This is a genomic window from Nocardioides sp. (assembly GCF_044226305.1).
GTDB lineage: Bacteria > Actinomycetota > Actinomycetes > Propionibacteriales > Nocardioidaceae > Nocardioides.
This window is the reverse complement of record NZ_JBGAHF010000004.1, coordinates 13,832-29,116: the sequence shown is the minus strand read 5'-3', so window position 1 is coordinate 29,116 and position 15,285 is coordinate 13,832. Positions and strand designations below refer to the sequence as shown.

Here is a 15,285-nt window from a genome sequence, read left to right as displayed (position 1 = left end):
TTTCGGAGCGACGCACCCGAGCCGGTACGGTCCGGGACGCAACCTTCGCGGCGCGGCCGGCGTCAGGGGTGCGAAGGGGGTGCTCGATGGTGGTCGCGAGCCAGAGACACGCGCAGGATGCGCCGACGTTCGAGGAGTACGCCGCTTCCGCGTGGCCGCGGTTGTACCGAACGGCCTACTTGCTCGCCGGCAGCCACGCCGACGCCGAGGACCTCGCCCAGCAGACGTTGGTGCAGGCCTTCCGCACCTGGGACAAGGTCAGCCGGGCCGACCACCCGGCGGCGTACCTGCGCCGCATGATGACCAACCTCTACATCTCGGGACGGCGGCCGAGGTCACGCAGGTTCGAGCTGTTGACCGACACCCCACCCGAGCCGCGAACAGGCGGCGGCTCCGGGCACGAGGACCGGCTCGAGCTGTGGCCGCACGTGGCGTCGCTGCCACCGCGGCAGCGAGCGGTGATCGTGCTGCGGTACTACGAGCAGCTCAGTGAGCGCGAGATCGCGGAGACGCTGGGCTGCTCGACCGGCAACGTCAAGTCCACCGCGCACCGCGCGCTGAGAAGCCTGCGGGCCGCGATCGGGTCCGACGCGCACGACGGAGAGGAGGCCTGAGATGGGGATCGAGATGGAGGAGACCCTGAGCCGCGAGCTGCACGAGGTGGCCGACCGGCTGGCCGTGCCGCCGATGCCGGCGTTGCCTTCCCACGCGTCCTACGCCGAGCGCCCGGCGAGCCCTCGAGCCTGGCAGCCGCCGCTGCTCGTCGCCGCGGCCACGATCGTGGTGCTCGCTCTCGTGGGCCTGCTGGCCGTGCAGGAAGGCCGGCACGACCTGCAGCCGGCACCTCCCACCGGGCCGGCCGGCTCTCCGACGCCGTCCAGCCGAGCCGACGACTCCGACGGGCAGCGCCACCAGCGCCGGATCGACGATCCCGCTGGGATGGTGCCGCACACCGGCCCGGGGGTGACGGTGACCCTCTCCGACGCCCCGGAGGAGGTCATCAGCTCCACCACCCTCGACCTGAACGCCCTCGTGGTCCACCAGCAGGACATCCGCTCGGTGATCAACGCGATGTGGAAGGCCGGCGCGATCGCGGTCACGGTGCAGGGCCATCGGGTGGTCAGCACGACCGAGATCAAGTGCGAGGGCGACGCCGTGATCCTCCAGGGCGTGCCGTACCCCCAGCCTTTCCGGATCTCCGCGGTCGGCGACCAGGCCTCGCTCCTGGCCGCGATCGACAGCGACCCCGACCTGAAGGTCTACCGGCAGCAGGCTGCCGACCCCGAGATCTCGGTCGGTTGGGACGTCCAGCTCGAGCCGAGCATCACCGCTCCCGCGTACGACGGCCAGTTCGACCTCAACGAGGGCGATCCTCGCGGCTGACGGCTCTGCCCGGCTGGTCGGCCCCGCCCGCCGTGATCCCTCGACGTGGAGCCGTCGCCAGCGGCGTCCGTCGCACGAACCGGCCACGCCCGGGGGTCGGGTCCGTCGGCTCGCCGCCGACGGCGACCACCTCGCCCCGGCTGATCGTCACGGCCGGCCAACCGGTGACGACCAGGTCCGCGTAGGGGCTGTGGTCGCTGCGCGAGTGCAGGTGTGACGCGTCGAGGCGGCGGGTCGCACCCGGGTCGAACACCACCAGGTCGGCGTCGAGCCCGACGCGGACCGACCCCTTGACGCCGTCGAGGCCGAAGAGGCGCGCGGGCGCCGCCGAGGTCGCGTCCACCCACCGCTCCAGCGACAGCCGGCCGGTGGTCACGCCCTGGTAGACGAGCGAGAGCCGGGTCTCGACCCCGCCCAGCCCTCCCGGGATCCCGGTGAAGTCCGCCCACCCGGTCCCGCCGGTCCCCCGCCGGCGGTCGGTCGTCGTGAAGGGGCAGTGGTCGGTGGCGACCACCTCGACGTCCCCCACGCCCAGCGCGTCCCACAGGGCCACGCGGTCGGACGCGCGGCGCAACGGCGGGGCGCACACGAAGTCCGGGTCGCCGGCCTCGAGGTGCGACTGCTCGAGGTGCAGGTAGTGCGGGCAGGTCTCGGTGTGGACGTCGACGCCCGCGGCGCGCGCGGCCCGGACCGCCTGGAGGCCCGCCTCGCTGGACAGGTGGACGACGTACAGCCACGAGCCGGCCGCACCCGCGAGCGCCGCCGCCCGGCGGATCGCCTCCGCCTCCACCGACGGCGGGCGCGCGGACGGGATCGCGTCCGGCCCGGTGCGCCCGGCCGCGAGCACCTCCGCCACCAGGGCCTCGACGGTCGCCCCGTCCTCGGCGTGCACGCAGACCCGCACGCCGGTACGACGGGACGCCACCAGCGCGCGCCCGAGGGTCTCGTCGTCGACCATGAGCCGGTCGGGGTAGGCCAGGTAGAGCTTCACGCTCGTGACGCCCTGCTCGGCGAACGCGGTGAACCGCTGCGCGGCGGCCTCGGGGTCGGTCGGCAGCTCGGTGACCGTCAGGTGGAACCCGTAGTCGACCACCGCCCGGCCGCGGGCCCGGTCGTGCCAGGTCGCCAGCGCCTCCTCCCACGGCTCGCGACCGGCGCCGGCGAAGTCGACGACGCACGTGGTGCCGCCGCAGGCCGCCGCCAGGGTGCCGGAGCCGAAGTCGTCGGCGGAGGTGACGGCCCCGACCGGGAGGGCGAAGTGGGTGTGCACGTCGATGCCGCCCGGCACGACGTACGCGCCGTCCGCCTCCACGATCCGGGCGCCGCCGTGCTCGAGCTCCTCGCCCACGTCGACGATGCGGCCGTCCCGGACCAGCACGTCGGCACGGCGTGCTCCGTCCCCGTCGACGACCGTGCCGCCGCGCACCACCAGGTCGTCCACCATCGCGGCCGGCTAGGCGTGGAGCGCGCGCCACACCCGCTCGGGCGTGAGCGGGAGCTCGTTGACCGTGACCCCGGTGGCGTCGACGATCGCGTTGCGGACGGCGGGCGCCACCCCGTCGATGGCGATCTCGCCGACCGACTTGGCGCCGAACGGGCCGCTCGGCTCCATCGTCTGCACGAGGAACACCTCCATCGGTGGCGTGTCGTCGGACCGGAAGATCCAGTACGGGCCGAAGCGGGCGTTGACCGCGCGGCCGTCCTCGTCGAGCACGAGGTCCTCCGTGAGCGCGTAGCCCAGGGCCTGCACCATGGCGCCCTCGACCTGGCCGCTGGCCGTGGTCGGGTTGATCACCACGCCGCAGTCGACGGCCATGACGAGCCGGACGACGGTGACCTGGCCGGTCTCGACGTCCACCTCGACCTCGGCGACCTGGGCGGCGAACGGCGGCGGCGACTCGGGAGAGACGTACGACGCCGTGGCCATGATCTGCTCCTGGTCCTCCAGGTGCAGCGCGTGGAGCGCCACGTCCTCCAGCGACACCGAGCGCTTGCCCGCCCACGCGTGCCCGCCGCGCAGCTCGATCTCCCCGGGGTCGTCCACGTCGAGCAGCCGGGCGGCCCGGAGCACGATCCGCTCCCGGACGGCCTCGGCCGCCCTCTTCACGGCCGTGCCCGAGATGTAGGTCGTGCTGTCGGCGTAGGCGCCGACGTCGAACGGCGTCATGTCGGTGTCCGCGGCGTAGACGATGACGTCGTCGGACCCGACGCCCAGCACCTCGGCCGCGATCTGGGCCAGCACGGTGTCGGCCCCGGTGCCGAGGTCGGTCGCGCCGACCAGCAGGTTGAACGACCCGTCGTCGTTCATCTTGATCGAGGCACCGCCCATGTCGAGGTTCGGGATGCTCGTCGCCTGCATGCACAGGGCGAACCCGAGACCCCGCCGGATCTGCGGCCGGTCCGGGGGCTGCTTCCACCCCGGGTCCTGGCGCCGCTCCCAGCCGATCGCGCGCACCGCCTGCGCGACGCACTCGTCGGTGGCGCAGCTGGTCACCAGGGGCAGCTCGCCGGCGATCTCCGCGGCACCCCGCTCGCCGAGCGCCGGCAGGATGTCCAGCGGGTCGCCGGTGCGCACCCAGTTCCTCCGCCGCAGCTCGATCGGGTCGAGGCCGAGGCTGCGCGCGATGTCGTCCATGTGGGACTCGAGGGCGAACAGCGCCTGCGGTGCGCCGTACCCGCGGAACGCGCCGGCCACCGGCCGGTTGGTGTACGCGACGTCGGCGGTGTACCGCTTGGCCGGGCAGTTGTACTGCGACAGCCCGCGCTGCCCGGAGACCGACTGCACGGTGAAGCCGTGGGTCGCGTAGGCGCCGGTGTTGCCGACGACGTGGTGGTCCTGCGCCAGCAGCCGGCCCTCGCCGTCCACGGCGGACCGGAAGGTGACGGTCTGGGCGTGCCGGATGCGGGAGGAGACGAACTCCTCCTCGCGGGTCAGCTCCAGGCGGACCGGTCGCCGCGTCGCGAGCACGAGGTGGCCGACGACGTCCTCGAGCAGCATCTCCTGCTTGCCGCCGAACCCGCCGCCCAGGCGCGGCTTGACGACCCGGATCCGCTTGACCGGCAGCCCGAGGAGCGGCGCGACCATGCGGCGCGCGTGGAAGGGCACCTGCGTGGAGCTGCGCAGCACCAGCCGCTCGTCCGCGTCGAGCCAGCCGATGGTGATGTGCGGCTCGATCGGCGTCTGCTGCTGCTGCTGGACGTGGAAGGTCTGCTCGAAGACGTGCTCGGCGCCGGCGAACACCGCCTCGATCTCGTCGTCGCTCACCGTCTGGCCGTTGACGCGGCGCGGGATGTTGCGGGCGGCGTCGTGGATGCCCTCGGTGTCGGCCTCGTCGTGGATGACGGGAGCGCCGGGGCTGATCGCCTCCACCTCGTCGAAGACGGCCGGCAGGACGTCGTACGTCACCTCGATCAGCCGGCACGCCTCCTCGGCGACCTCCGGCGACTCGGCGGCGACCGCGGCGACCCGGTCGCCGACGTGGCGGACCTTGTCGTCGAAGCTGACCTGGTCCCAGGGCCGCGGGTTCGGCCAGCTCTGGCCACCCGAGGCGTACTTCACCCGCGGGGTGTTGAACGTGTGCAGGACGGCGTGGACGCCGGGCAGGGCGCGGGCCGCGGAGTCGTCGATGGCCACGATGCGGGCGTGGGCGTGCGGGCTGCGCAGCACCTTGGCGTACAGCATCCCGCGCAGCTCGATGTCGTCGACGAACGCCGGGTTGCCCTTGACCAGCTTGAGGGCGTCCACCTTCGGCACCCCCTTGCCGACCACGCTGGTGTGCGGCACGTCGGCGGACGGCACCAGGCGTGGCATGGCGAGCGGCGCCTCGGGCACGGGCGCGCCTCCCCCGTCGGTGAGCCGCTCGACCAGCACCGGCGCCATCGGGTCCGGCTTCTCGCCGCGCAGCAGCGCGGCGGCCCGCTGCACCGCGTCGACCACCTTCGCGTAGCCCGTCTCGCGGTCGAGGATGCCGGAGAACGCGTCGCGGACCTCCCACTCCGTCGGGTCGGGGAGCCGCTCGAGGAGGGCCTTGGTCGCCAGCACCATGGCGCCGGCCGAGTAGCCGGACTGCAGGGCGCCGGACTCGACGAACGCCGCCTGGATCGGGTGGAGCTCGCCGGTGGCCACGTTCAGCGACTCCACGGTCGTCACCTCGTGGCCGCCGGCCTGGGCGGCGAGCAGCACGTCCGCCGACACCAGCCGGCCGTCGACGAGCACCGCCGCGGCGCCCGTCTCGCCGGTCTCGGACCCGTACCGGACGCTGAAGCACCCGAGCCGGCGCAGCACGACCAGCAGCGAGTCCCCCGGCTCGCAGGTGACCTGCTGCGGCACGCCGTTGAGGACGAGCTCGATGTCCATCAGGAGACCTCCTCCACCACCCGTGCGACCAGGACGTCGACCAGGGCCCGGCGGTACTCGCTCGAGCCGCGGAAGTCGCCTGCGGGGTGCAGCTCGTCACCGGGCTGCACCAGGACCGGACGTGGCCCGACCCCGGTCACCGCGACCCGTCGTACGCCGTCGGCGACCCGGCCGACCGCGGCGACGATCGCCGTGTCGGCGGGCGTGCGTGCGGTGCGCGCGGCAGCCGCGGTCCCCGCGGTGCGGAACGACACCGCGGCCACGACGCGGTCGCCTCCGAGCGGGAGGCCCGCCAGGAAGGTCCCCAGCGCGACCGCCTCGCGGCCGTGGCCCGAGTCGACGAGGACCACCGCCTCGTGCACCAGCAGCGCCGCGAGCAGCTCGCTCTCGCCGGACCCGGTGGCGACGCACCCGCCGACGGTGCCCTGCGCCCGCAGGGTGCTCGGCCGCTCGCGGCGCGCGGCCTCACGCACCACGGCCGGGACGTCCGGGTGGTCGGCGAGCTGCTGCAACGTCAGCATCGCCCCGACCCGCAGCAGGTCACCGGTCTCGTGGACGACGCCGTCGAGGTGGAGGTCCTGCAGGTCCACGACCTCGACCGGGGCGTGCGAGGGATCAGCGTTCAGCCGGGTCCCCCCGGCGAGCACGACCGCACCAGGCCGCGCCAGGATCTCGAGCGCCTCCGCTGTCGTCGAGGGTCGCCAGTAGGCGATCGCTGTCACCATGCACCCCAGCGTCGTCCCGACCCGGGGGACGTTCCAGAGGCGAAGGTCCGCTGTCCGGTCCCACTCACGACCGGGTCACCGCCCCGGAGGCGCGAGGCCCGTCAGCCCATCGTCAGCGCCATGACGGCCTTCTGGCCGTGCAGCCGGTTCTCGGCCTGGTCGTAGACGACGCTCTGCGGCCCGTCGATGACGCCGTCGGTGACCTCGACGCCCCGCTCGGCGGGGAGCGGGTGCATGTAGACGGCGTCCTCGCTGGCCGTGGCCAGGCGACGCTCGTCGGCGATCCACGACCCGTAGCCGTCGACCAGGCGGGCCTCCTCGTCCGGGTCGGTGGTCGTGAGCACGGCGCCCCAGCTCTTGGCGTAGACGACGTCGGTGCCGCGGATGCCCTCGTCGAAGTCGTCGAGCATCTCGAAGGAGGCCCGGCCCAGGCGCGCGTTCTCCCGGGCCTGCTCGAGCATCTCCGGCATCAGCGCGAACTCGGGCGGGTGCACCAGCCGCACGTTCATCCCGAACCGCGGCAGCAGCATGATCAGGCTCTGGGGCACGCTGAGCGGCTTGGAGTAGGTCTTCGCGCAGGCCCAGCTCACCGTCGCCGTGCGCCCCCGCGGGTCGCCGAAGCGCTCGATGATCGTCATCAGGTCCGCGAGCGCCTGGTGCGGGTGGAAGTGGTCGCACTGCATGTTGAGGACGGGCACCCGGCTGGCCGCGGCGACGTCCCGGATGTAGGCGTTGCCGACGCCCCAGTCGACGTTGCGGATCGCGATGCCGTCGTTGTAGCGGCCCAGGATCTCGCCGATCTCCTTGGCGGTGTCGCCGTGGGCGATCTGGGTCGAGCGGCTCTCGATGAACTGGGCGTGCCCGCCGAGCTGGGCCATCCCGGCCTCGAACGACGCCCGGGTCCGGGTGCTGGCGAAGAAGAAGAGCATCGCCAGCACCTTGTCCCGCAGGTAGGGGTGCGGCTGCCCGAGCGCCCGGTCCCGCTTGAGCGCGAACGCGACGTCGAGCACCGTGTCGATCTCGTCCTTGGTCCAGTCCTGGAAGTCGATGACGTCGCGGCCACGCAGGTCGGTCTGCATCCCGCCCCCCTACTCGATCGCGCCGAGGATCAGCGACAGCAGCGACATCCTGAGCACGACGCCGTTCGCCGCCTCGGCCCAGTAGCGGGCGTGCCGGGTGCTGTCGACGTCGGTCGTCAGCTCGTCCATCCGGGGCAGGGAGTGCAGGACGATCGCGTCCCGCTTGGCCAGGGCGTGCAGCAGCTGCCGGGTGACGCGGTACGCCTCCGGCGTGGTGCCGTGCTCGGCCGTCGGGTCGACCCGCGACTGGGTGTAGTCGGCCTGGACGACCGGCTCCATGTAGATGACGTCGGCGTCGGCGATGCAGTCCTCCACGGACTCGACCTCGCGGTAGCGGACGCTCCGCTCGTCGAGCTCGGCCTTGAACTCGTCGAGCAGCGACAGCTCCGGGGGCGAGACCACCATCGCCTCGATGTCGAACTGGGACGAGGCGTAGAGGATCGAGTGCATGGTGCGCATCCGCATGTCGCCGACGCACAGGATCTGGAGGCCGTCGAGGGAGCCCCGGTCGCGCCAGATCGTGTAGAGGTCGGTGAGCACCTGGGTGGGGTGCTCGCCCCAGCCGTCGCCGCAGTTGATCACCGGCACCGAGGCCCAGCGCGCGGCCTCGTGCGGAGCGCCCTGGACGTGGTGGCGCATCGCGATCACGTCGCCGTAGTACTCCAGCATCTTCACGGTGTCCTTGATCGACTCCTGGTAGAAGTCGCCGGCCCGGGTCATCTTGGCGTCGGAGAAGCCGAGGACGTGGCCACCGAGGCGGTGCATCGCCGCCTCGGTCGACAGCCGGGTGCGGGTGCTGGGCTGGTAGAACGCGGTGAGCAGCGTCTTGTGCTTCAGCAGGTCGCCGTTGCGCCGGTTCTCGGCGAACGGCCGCAGCTCCTCGGCGACCTCGAAGATGCGGACGTAGTCGTCCCGCTCGACGTCCTTGAGCGAGAGGATGTCCCGTCCCAGGAAGCTTCTCATCGTGTTCCCTCCTCCTCAGACACCGAAGGTGTCGATCATCAGTCGGACGTCGTCACCGAGCGGGTAGAGGATCGGGCAGGTCGCGCCCGCCTCGACGTACTCCGCCACCTTCGCGCGGCACTCCTCCGGGCTCCCGGAGGCGGTGATCTGCTGCACCACGTCGTCGGGGACCAGCCGCATCGCCCGGTGGATCTCCTCCGGCCCGGCCGGCCAGGTCAGGACCTTGCCGATCTCCTCGATCAGCGCGGGGTCCACGCCGCTGGCCTTCATGATGTGCGGCTGCTGGCCGAGGTACTGCGTGAGCAGCTCGCGTGACCGGTCGAGCGCGAGGTCCCGGTCACGGTCGACCGAGCAGACCACGAGCTGCGGCCGGTCGATGTCGTCGACCGTGCGGCCGGCCTTCGCGGCTCCGGCCGCCAGCGCGGCCATCGCCTGGGCGTCGTACGACGGGCCGACCATGTAGTTGAGCAGCACCCCGTCGGCGATCTCGCCGGCGAGCTCCATCATCTGCATCCCGGTGGCGCCGATGTAGATCGGCACCTGCTTCGGGGAGCGGTCGCCGTGGACGATGTCGATCTCCACGTCGTCGAGGTGCACGAACTCGCCGTGGTAGGTCACCCGCTCCATCGCCAGCAGACGCCGGGTCGCCTCGACGGTCTCCCGCATCGCCCTCAGCGGCCTGCGGCGGTCGACCCCGACCTTGGTGGCCAGCGGCTCCCACCAGGCGCCGAGGCCGAGCATCACCCGGCCGGGCGCGAGGTCGTCGAGGGTGGAGAAGGTCGCGGCCAGCAGCCCGACGTTGCGGGTCCAGATCGGCACGATCCCGGAGCCGACCTTGATCCGGCTCGTCACGGCGGCGTACGCCGCCATGGGGACGGTCGCCTCGCGGACCAGGCGGCTCTCCGCCTGCCAGACGGCCTCGAAGCCACGCTCCTCGGCGTAGCGCGCGTGCTCCATGCCCTCGCGGATCGGGTGGAGGTCCTGGAGGTAGAGCGCCACTCTCGTCGGCTGTGTCATGGCCCGCTCCTCTGTGGTTCGAAGTCGTGCGGGGGGATCGTGTCCATGCGGGCCCAGAGGCGCGCGGCCTCCCGGGACCCGGAGGCGGCCACGTCGAGCTCGTCCACGCGCGTCGACCGGCGGTCGGCCACGACCAGCTCGCCGGCGACGAGGACGTCCCGCACCTGGGCGGCCGAGAGCCCGAAGACCCAGTGGCCGGCCAGGTTGTCGGCGGTGAGCGGGGTCGGGGTCGGGTAGTCGAGGACGACGAGGTCGGCCGGCGCCCCCGGCCGCAGCGTCCCGAGCAGCGGCTCGCCGTGGACCCGGCCGGCGAACCGCGCGCCGTCGGCCAGGCGCGCGAGGGGCCAGTCGGCGGCGGTGTCGCCGTCGGCCTCGCGGGCGCGGAGCCAGCCGACCTGGGACTCGGTGAACATGTCCCCGCCGATGCCGTCGGTGCCGAGCGCGACGCCGCTGCCGGCCCGGGGGCGGACGTGGTTGAAGGGCGAGTGGCCCACCACGTTGTTCATGTTGCTGCGGGCGTTGCAGGCCACGGTCGCGCCGCTGTCGACCACGGCGTGGATCTCGGCCGGGACGACGTGCACGCAGTGCGCCAGCAGCGCCCGGTCGGTGAGGACCCCGGCCCGGTCGAGCCGCTCCACCACGCCGATGCCGTGGCGGGCGTGCGCGTCGTGCTGGTCGGCCGCGTCCTCGGCGACGTGGATGTGCACGCCGGCGCCACCGTGCCGCGCGGCCTCGACGACGGCCGCGAGGGTGTCGTCGGCCATCGTGAACGACGCGTGCGCGCCCACCATCCCCCTCGCCAGACCCACCGACCTGGTGAGGAAGCGACGGTTCTCGGCGATGCCGGCAGCCGCGGTCGCCGGCCCGTCCCGGTCCGAGACCTCGTAGCAGAGGACGCTGCGGATCCCGAGCTCGGCCAGCGCGTCCGCGATGACGTCGAGCGAGCCGTCGATCGCGTGCGGCGAGGCGTGGTGGTCGACGATCGTCGTCGTCCCCGCCCGCAGCGCGTCCAGCCCGCCGCGGAGCGCCGAGGCGCGGACGGCCTGCTCGTCGAGCGCCCGGTCGAGGCGCCACCAGACCCGCTGCAGGATCTCGGTGAAGGTCGTCGGTGGGGGGAGGCGGTAGGGCATGCCCCGGCTCAGCGCCGAGTAGAGGTGGTGGTGCGCGCAGACGTTGCCGGGCACGACGACGGTGCCCGAGCAGTCCCGGCGCGGCACGCCCGCCGGAGCGGTCCCGACGGCCACGACGCGGTCACCCGCCAGCACGACGTCCGCAGCGACGACCTCCGGCGGATCCAGGGCGACCACCACGGTCGCTCCGCACAGCGCGAGCGAGGGCGCAACGTCGACTCGGTCGGCCTCCACCGTCCCCGCTCCTCTTGCTCGTGCTCCTCCCTCACGTTCCTCGGCGGCTGGACAGCTCGCCAGGGTCCTTCGGCCCGGGGCGCGGCTACCGATCGACCCCGGTGAACAGGATCCCCACGCGGTCGCCCGGACCGACGTCGCCGGCCTCGAGCAGGTCGAGCAGGCCGGCCAGGCCGGCGGAGCCGGTGGGGTCGACGGCGTACCCGGCCGCGTGGCCGAGGTCGTGCGCGCGTGCCAGCTGCTCCTCGCCCACGACGAGCGGGCGGCCACCGGTGGTGAGCATCCCGGCCACGACCGCCCGCCAGTCGTAGGTCTCGTCGTCCAGGATCCCCGTGGCGATGCTGTGCGGCTCCTCCTCCCAGGGCCACATGTACGCCGACCGGTGGGTCGCGGCCCGGCGCAGCGCAGCCTCGACGTCCGCGGCTCCGGGCGACGCCGGCAGGTCGGCCCGGACCCGCCGGTACGCCCGTTCCAGAGGGTGGCCGCCCATGGTCTGCACCGTGTGGATCCGTGGACCGTGGTCGAGTGCGCCGAGGTCGACCGCCTCGGCGAACCCCGCGATGCAGGCGCTGGCCAGCGCCCCGCCGCCCACCTGGACGACGAGGTGGTCCAGGTCGGTGCCCGTTGCGCGCAGCTCGGAGACGACCTCGTACGCCAGCGTCTCGCCGCCCTCGATGACCAGCCCGTTCTCGTTGCCCTGGCAGGTGAAGGGCACGGCCCCGGCGGCGAGCGCCGCCCGCAGGCCCGCGTACGCGGGGTCGCCGGCCGCGCCCGGTCGCCGGTCGCACGTCACGACGTCGGCGCCCAGCTCGTGCAGGGCGCGGAGGACCACCGGGTCGGCGTCGACGGGGACGAAGACCCGGAGCCGCCGCTCGGCCGCACGCGCCACCACCGCGGCCGCGAGGGCCGCGTTGCCGCAGCTGGCGATCGCCAGGTCCGGGCGGGCGCCGGGGTCGGCGAGCCCGAGCCGCTCGGCGACCTCGAGGTGCAGCAGCACGCCCATCAGGTGCCGACCCTTGTGCGACCCGGAGACGTTGCCGGTCTCGTCCTTGACCCACACGCCCCCCGCGGCGCCGAACCCGAGCCGGTCCGACAGCACGGGGTCCCGGCCGAACGGCGTCACCCGGAAGCCGCTGCCCGCCACGGTCGCCACGCGGTCGTCGAGGCGCGCCACCAGCTCGACGACCTCGTCGTCGCTCATCCCTCCGGCGATCGCGCGGTGGTGGCTGTGCAGCAGTCCGCGGTAGTGCACGAACGGGGACGCGCTGCCGGCCGTCCCGTCCGGGAAGCGGACGTCGTCGGGGTCGAGGACGCGCACGAGCACGTGGTCGACGTCGTCGCCGTCGGCCCGGGGGCACCGGAACGGGTAGGGATCCCGTGGGTCAGGGGTGGCGCCGCAGGCCCCGCACACCAGGCGGCTGGCCGGCGCCCCCACGGCCTCTCACCCGACCCGGGCGCCCGTGCGGGCGTTGAAGTCGGCGATCATCTCGTCCCACGCCGCGAGCCGCGAGCACAGGCCGGTCCAGAACGCCTGGTCGCGCCGCGCGACGAAGTCCTCGATCGAGGTCCCGCGCTGCTCGACCCAGGTGTAGTAGCCGAGGTCGAAGATCCGGTCGCGGTCCCGCGTCGTCGTCTCGAGCAGGTCGCTCGTGTCCGCCCCGAGCATCCAGCGGCCGAACACCTCGGCCGCCGCAGCCTCGTCGAACCCGCCGGGGAAGTCGCGTGCCCGGATCATCTCGCGCTCGCTCTCGTACATCGACGCCCCGTCCGTGGCGACCGTGACCACGACGTCCTCGGGCCCGAGGTCGAGGTGCTTGGCGAGCTTCACGGCGGCGACCACGTTGCAGATGCTCGAGAGGCCGAACGACGGCAGCGCGGCCAGCGTCGCGTCGGGCACGCCCCGACGGTCGGCGAGGTGGGCCAGGCCGGCCGGGTCGCTGAACAGCACCGACAGCTGGTCGGTCGCCCGGTCGGTGACGTCGACGACGACATCGGTGTTGTGGACGTGGTGGATCAGCGGGATGTGCTTGTCGCCGATGCCCTGGATGTTGTGCGAGCCGAAGCCGTTGCGCAGCATGGTCGGGCACTCCAGGGCCTCGACGGCGACCACCGCGGCGCCGTACGCCTCCTTCAGGTGGTCGCCGGCGCCGAGCGTCCCCGCGGAGCCGGACGCGGAGACGAAGGCGCGCAGGCGCAGATGCCTGTCGGCGTCGTGCAGGTGGTCGAACACGGCGCCCAGCGCCTGCCCGGTGCAGAGCCGGTGGGCCAGGTGGTTGCCGAACTCGGAGAACTGGTTGATGACCACGTTGCGCGGGTCCTGGGCGAGCTCGTCGCAGGCCTCGTAGATCTCCCGCACGTTGCTCTCCGTACCGGGGGTCGTGAGGATGTCGTCCGGCGAGGTCACCCATCGCCGCAGCCAGGCGAACCGCTCCTGGCTCATCCCCTCGGGGAGGACGGCGACGCCGTGGCAGCCCAGGATCCGGGAGATCGCCACACCGCCACGGCAGTAGTTGCCGGTCGACGGCCACACCGCGCGCTGCGTGCTGGGGTCGAACGCGCCGGTGACGATCCGCGGCACCAGGCAGGCGTAGGCGGCGAGCACCTTGTGGGCGCGGATCATCGGGAACCGGTCACCGAGCACGACCACGATCCGGGCGTCGACCCCGGTGAGCTCCTTCGGCAGCACCACGTGCTCGGGCACCGCCACCCGGCCGGTGCGCGACGCGTCGTTGAACCAGTGGATCCGGAACAGGTTGAGCGGGTCGGCGTCGTCGGGTCCGACGTGGGTGAGGGCCGCGGTCACCGCTGCGGGGATCCGGGTCGGGTCGGCGAGCTCCGCCAGCGTGGGCAGGACGATGCCCGCGGACCTGAAGTGCTCGACGGCGCGGTCCCGCGCGGCAGGCTCGACGACGTCGGTTCCGACTCCGAGTGAGGACATGTGAGCTCCGATCCCCTCAGGCCGGTCGCTGCAGACGACCGGCGGCCGCCCGGTGGCGGCGAAGCATCTCCTCGAGGCCGGGGTGCACGAGCGCGCCGTCCTCGACGACCGCACGGCCGGCGACCACGGTGTGGCGGGCGGCGACCGGGGCGCACCGCAGCCAGGCCTCCACCGGGTCCGTGAGCGCCCCCGCGAACGCGATCCCGGTCAACGGCCAGCAGACGAGGTCGCCCGCCGCGCCGGGCGTGAGCGTGCCGAGCTCGCCGGCGCGGCCCAGGCACGCGGCCGAGCCGCGGGTGGCGATGTCGAGCGCGTCGCGAGCGGTCATGCCGGTCGGCCCCTTGCGCTGGTGGCCCAGCAGCAGGGCCATCCGGGCCTCCAGCCACAGCGACGCGTGGTCGGTCGAGGCGGACCCGTCGCAGCCGAGCCCGACAGGCACGCCCGCGGCGCGCATCTCGGCCACCGGGGCCATCCCGCCGCCGCCGATCATCATGTTCGACGAGGGGCAGTGCGCGACGCCGACGCCGGCCGCGCCGAGCCGGCTCACCTCGTCCTGGTCGGGGTAGATGCAATGGGCCACCCAGGTGCGGTCCGACATCCACCCGACGTCCTCGAAGTGGTCGATGGTGCGCTTGCCGAAGGCCTTCGCCGCGAAGCGGTCCTCGTCGGGGTCCTCGGCCAGGTGCGTGTGCAGCCGGACGTCGAGCCGCTCGGCGAGCTCGGCCGTGCGCCGCATCAGGTCGGAGGACACCGAGAACGGCGAGCAGGGCGCCAGGGCGATGCGCACCATCGCTCCCCAGGACCGGTCGTGGTGCAGCCCGACGAGCCGCTCGCTGTCGGCGAGGATCTCGTCGTCGTCCTGCACCACGGAGTCGGGCGGCAGGCCGCCGTCCTTGGCCGACAGGCTCATCGATCCCCGGGTGGGGTGGAACCGGACCCCGAGCTCGCGGGCCGCGGTGATCTCGGCGGAGACGAGGTCGCCGCCGTGGCGCGGGTGGACGTAGAGGTGGTCGGTCGTCGTCGTGCACCCGCCGAGGGCGAGCTCGGCCAGCCCCACCCACGCCGAGAGGTACGCCGCCTCCTCGTCGAGCCCCGCCCACAGCGGGTAGAGCGTGGTCAGCCACGTGAACAGCGACGTGTTGACCGCGGGCCGGTAGGCCCGGGTGAGGTTCTGGAAGATGTGGTGGTGGGTGTTGACCAGGCCCGGCGTGACGAGGCACCCGTCCGCCCGGAGCACCCGTGCCGCGGCCGGCCGCTCGTCGCCCGGTCCGCCCACCGCCGCCACCAGGCCACCGTCGAGGGCGACCCACCCTCCCGGGATCTCACGGTCGTCGGCGTCGAGTGTTGCCACCAGCTCGGCCCCGTCGATCAACAGCTCGACGGTCACCCTTCGACGTTAGCCACCTGCCCGCGGCCGTGTGGCCGAACCGTGCAGGTCGTCCTCGACCAGCAGTACGAT

12 protein-coding genes are annotated in these 15,285 nt (G+C 73.5%); 2 read left to right on the top strand and 10 right to left on the bottom strand.

The annotated features are described in order from the left end of the window. Positions 1-86 precede the first annotated feature (86 nt). The gene (locus ACILQ5_RS05535; RefSeq protein ID WP_395656980.1) at positions 87-614 is read left to right on the top strand and encodes a SigE family RNA polymerase sigma factor; all 528 of its coding nucleotides are present in this window, start codon (positions 87-89) and stop codon (positions 612-614) included. 1 nt (position 615) lies between these two features. Beyond that, positions 616-1,383, top strand: a complete 768-nt coding sequence (locus ACILQ5_RS05530) for a DUF881 domain-containing protein (RefSeq protein ID WP_395656979.1) — start codon at positions 616-618, stop codon at positions 1,381-1,383. On the opposite strand, the gene hydA is transcribed toward ACILQ5_RS05530, so the two are convergent. From hydA to ACILQ5_RS05480, 10 genes are all read right to left on the bottom strand, one after another. Next, on the bottom strand, positions 1,358-2,827 hold the full coding sequence (gene hydA / locus ACILQ5_RS05525) for a dihydropyrimidinase (protein ID WP_395656978.1): 1,470 nt from the start codon (positions 2,825-2,827) through the stop codon (positions 1,358-1,360). The genes ACILQ5_RS05530 and hydA overlap by 26 nt on opposite strands. 9 nt (positions 2,828-2,836) lie before the next feature. Beyond that, positions 2,837-5,740, bottom strand: coding sequence for a molybdopterin-dependent oxidoreductase (locus ACILQ5_RS05520; RefSeq protein WP_395656977.1), 2,904 nt, complete (start codon positions 5,738-5,740; stop codon positions 2,837-2,839). Continuing rightward, positions 5,740-6,465, bottom strand: a complete 726-nt coding sequence (locus ACILQ5_RS05515) for an FAD binding domain-containing protein (RefSeq protein ID WP_395656976.1) — start codon at positions 6,463-6,465, stop codon at positions 5,740-5,742. The genes ACILQ5_RS05520 and ACILQ5_RS05515 overlap by 1 nt, the downstream gene beginning before the upstream one ends. A 101-nt stretch (positions 6,466-6,566) precedes the next feature. Then, on the bottom strand, positions 6,567-7,544 hold the full coding sequence (locus ACILQ5_RS05510; protein WP_395656975.1) for an ornithine carbamoyltransferase: 978 nt from the start codon (positions 7,542-7,544) through the stop codon (positions 6,567-6,569). Between the two features lie 9 nt (positions 7,545-7,553). Further along, positions 7,554-8,507 (bottom strand): aspartate carbamoyltransferase, encoded by a 954-nt coding sequence (gene pyrB, locus ACILQ5_RS05505; protein WP_395656974.1) that lies wholly within the window; start codon positions 8,505-8,507, stop codon positions 7,554-7,556. 15 nt (positions 8,508-8,522) lie between these two features. Then, positions 8,523-9,524, bottom strand: a complete 1,002-nt coding sequence (locus tag ACILQ5_RS05500) for an LLM class flavin-dependent oxidoreductase (protein WP_395656973.1) — start codon at positions 9,522-9,524, stop codon at positions 8,523-8,525. After that, entirely contained in the window at positions 9,521-10,888 is a 1,368-nt protein-coding gene (locus ACILQ5_RS05495; protein WP_395656972.1) for an amidohydrolase family protein, read from the bottom strand. Before ACILQ5_RS05495 ends, ACILQ5_RS05500 begins: the two co-directional genes overlap by 4 nt. A gap of 85 nt (positions 10,889-10,973) precedes the next feature. Then, a complete protein-coding gene (locus ACILQ5_RS05490) occupies positions 10,974-12,323 on the bottom strand; it encodes a pyridoxal-phosphate dependent enzyme (RefSeq protein WP_395656971.1) in 1,350 nt (449 codons plus the stop codon). 6 nt (positions 12,324-12,329) lie between these two features. Then, on the bottom strand, positions 12,330-13,826 hold the full coding sequence (locus ACILQ5_RS05485; protein ID WP_395656970.1) for a pyridoxal-phosphate dependent enzyme: 1,497 nt from the start codon (positions 13,824-13,826) through the stop codon (positions 12,330-12,332). A 16-nt stretch (positions 13,827-13,842) separates the two neighbouring features. Continuing rightward, positions 13,843-15,213: an 8-oxoguanine deaminase gene (locus ACILQ5_RS05480; protein WP_395656969.1), complete on the bottom strand. Its 1,371-nt coding sequence runs from the start codon at positions 15,211-15,213 to the stop codon at positions 13,843-13,845. Positions 15,214-15,285: the final 72 nt, after the last annotated feature.